The 3,335-nt window shown below is 49.0% G+C and carries 1 tRNA gene and 1 rRNA gene; both read left to right on the top strand.

Features of this window, described 5'->3' with window-relative positions:
- Positions 1–133 precede the first annotated feature (133 nt).
- Positions 134–210 (top strand) — tRNA-Ala (locus RM529_RS16585).
- Positions 211–431: 221 nt separating this feature from the next.
- Positions 432–3,268: ribosomal RNA gene (locus RM529_RS16580) — 23S ribosomal RNA — on the top strand.
- The last annotated feature ends 67 nt before the right edge of the window (positions 3,269–3,335 follow it).

The raw sequence follows: 3,335 nt of genomic DNA, 5'->3' as shown, positions 1-3,335 counted from the left end.
GAAGAGGAGACAAAGAAGTTCATTAAAGTATATTGAAAGGAAATTTTAGAAGTTGAGGGTTTGAATTATAAATTCTAAATTTTGAATTTTAAATTAATTCAACATTCATAATTCAACATTCAACATATAGAATGGGGGATTAGCTCAGCTGGCTAGAGCGCCTGCCTTGCACGCAGGAGGTCATCGGTTCGACTCCGATATTCTCCACCATTCCCACCTAACCTCCCCGAAGGGGAGGGATTAGTGGGAGCCCTCTCTCCCCCTTCGGGGGAGTTGGAGGGGGAACGTTCATTGACATATTGAGAAACAAAGAATACGAGAAACTACAGTTATAGAGTTTTAAATTTTATAACTAATTAAGAGCAAATTATATTGAGTATTGAATTAACTCGGAAGAGTTAAAGAGATACGAGCAAATTAGAAGGCAAAAGCACACAAGCTAAATAAGGGCGTATGGGGAATGCCTAGGCTCTCAGAGGCGATGAAGGACGTGATAAGCTGCGAAAAGCTGCGGGGATTGGCACATACGAATTGATCCGCAGATATCCGAATGGGGCAACCCAGTACATTGAAGATGTATTATCCGTAAGGAGGCGAACCCGGGGAACTGAAACATCTAAGTACCCGGAGGAAGAGAAAACAAAAGTGATTGCGCTAGTAGCGGCGAGCGAACGCGCATTAGCCCAAACCAATGAGTTCACGGACTTATTGGGGTTGTAGGACCACGCTATTCGATGCACATAGAACTGGAACAATTTGGAAAGATTGACCGCAGAGGGTGATAGTCCTGTACAGGTACAAATGTGTTATTGATAGTGGTATCCTGAGTAGTGCGGGGCACGGGAAACCCTGTATGAATCTGGCGGGACCATCCGCCAAGGCTAAATACTCCTGAGAGACCGATAGTGAACCAGTACCGTGAGGGAAAGGTGAAAAGAACCGTGAATAACGGAGTGAAATAGATCCTGAAACCATACGCTTACAAGCGGTCGGAGCATCTTCGGATGTGACGGCGTGCCTTTTGCATAATGAGCCTACGAGTTACCGTTTCCAGCAAGGTTAAGTACTTAAGGTATGGAGCCGTAGCGAAAGCGAGTCTTAATAGGGCGCTATAGTTGGTAATGGTAGACGCGAAACCGTGTGATCTACCCTTGGGCAGGTTGAAGCTGTGGTAACACATAGTGGAGGACCGAACCCGTTGACGTTGAAAAGTCTTGGGATGACCTGAGGGTAGGGGTGAAAGGCCAATCAAACTCGGAAATAGCTCGTACTCCCCGAAATGCATTTAGGTGCAGCGGTACATTAGTTTTATAGAGGTAGAGCTACTGATTGGATGCGGGGGCTTCACCGCCTACCAATTCCTGACAAACTCCGAATGCTATAAAATGATGTGTATCAGTGAGGGCATGGGTGCTAAGGTCCGTGTCCGAGAGGGAAAGAACCCAGACCATCAGCTAAGGTCCCAAAATATATGTTAAGTTGAAGAAACGCGGTTGGACTGCCCAGACAGCTAGGATGTTGGCTTGGAAGCAGCCATTCATTTAAAGAGTGCGTAACAGCTCACTAGTCGAGCGGTCCGGCATGGATAATAATCGGGCATAAACATATTACCGAAGCTATGGCTTTCAGATTTATCTGGAGGGGTAGGGGAGCATTGTAACAACGCTGAAGGTGTACTGCGAGGTATGCTGGAGTGGTTACAAAAGAAAATGTAGGCATAAGTAACGATAATGCGGGCGAGAAACCCGCACACCGAAAGACCAAGGTTTCCTCAGCTATGCTAATCAGCTGAGGGTTAGTCGGGTCCTAAGGCGAACCCGAAGGGGGTAGTCGATGGACAAGCAGTTAATATTCTGCTACTTGCCCCACGTTAAAGCGGACGGAGGCGAAAATTAGGTGCGCACAGACGGAATAGTGCGTTGAAGGGAGTGGTAACACCCCGATAGTACACCAAAGCTACGGCGGCGGTGATAATCCTGAGGATCGACTTCCAAGAAAAGCGAGTGGCGGCAACCCGTACCGTAAACCGACACAGGTAGTTGGGATGAGAATTCTAAGGTGCTCGAGAGATTCATGGCTAAGGAACTAGGCAAAATGGGCCCGTAACTTCGGGAGAAGGGTCGCCCTTCAGTAATGGAGGGCCGCAGTGAAGAGGTCCAGGCGACTGTTTATCAAAAACACAGGACTCTGCTAAATCGAAAGATGACGTATAGGGTCTGACACCTGCCCGGTGCTGGAAGGTTAAGAGGAGATGTTAGCTTCGGCGAAGCATTGAATTGAAGCCCCAGTAAACGGCGGCCGTAACTATAACGGTCCTAAGGTAGCGAAATTCCTTGTCGGGTAAGTTCCGACCTGCACGAATGGTGCAACGATCTGGACACTGTCTCAGCCATGAGCTCGGTGAAATTGTAGTATCGGTGAAGATGCCGATTACCCGCTACGGGACGAAAAGACCCCGTGCACCTTTACTATAGCTTAGTATTGACTTTGGACAAGTGATGTGTAGGATAGGTGGGAGACATTGAAGCGGTATCGCCAGGTATCGTGGAGTCATTGTTGAAATACCACCCTTTACTTGTTTGAAGCCTAACTTCTGAAAAAGAAGGACAGTGCTTGGTGGGTAGTTTGACTGGGGTGGTCGCCTCCAAAAGAGTAACGGAGGCTTCTAAAGGTTCCCTCAGCACGCTTGGTAACCGTGCGTAGAGTGCAATGGCATAAGGGAGCTTGACTGAGAGACATACAGGTCGATCAGGTACGAAAGTAGAGCATAGTGATCCGGTGGCACCGCATGGAAGGGCCATCGCTCAAAGGATAAAAGGTACGCCGGGGATAACAGGCTGATCTCCCCCAAGAGCTCACATCGACGGGGGGGTTTGGCACCTCGATGTCGGCTCGTCACATCCTGGGGCTGGAGAAGGTCCCAAGGGTTGGGCTGTTCGCCCATTAAAGTGGCACGCGAGCTGGGTTCAGAACGTCGTGAGACAGTTCGGTCTCTATCTGTAGTGGGCGTTAGAAATTTGAGTGGACCTGATCCTAGTACGAGAGGACCGGATTGGACCAACCTCTGGTGCACCAGTTGTTCCGCCAGGAGCATTGCTGGGTAGCTACGTTGGGAAGGGATAAGCGCTGAAAGCATATAAGCGCGAAACCCACCACAAGATGAGATTTCTTTAAAGGACCGTGGGAGACGACCACGTTGATAGGCCACAGGTGTAAAGGCAGCAATGTCATAGCCGAGTGGTACTAATAATCCGTTGAGCTTGGTGCAATCCCGGCCCCCTAACCCCCAAAGGGGGAACAAAGGGGCCGGTGGAAAGCCTCTAAGGCGCATATAA

The organism is Autumnicola edwardsiae, from assembly GCF_031846505.1.
Taxonomy (GTDB): Bacteria; Bacteroidota; Bacteroidia; order Flavobacteriales; family Flavobacteriaceae; genus Autumnicola; species Autumnicola edwardsiae.
This window is presented reverse-complemented; position numbering and strand designations above follow the sequence as displayed.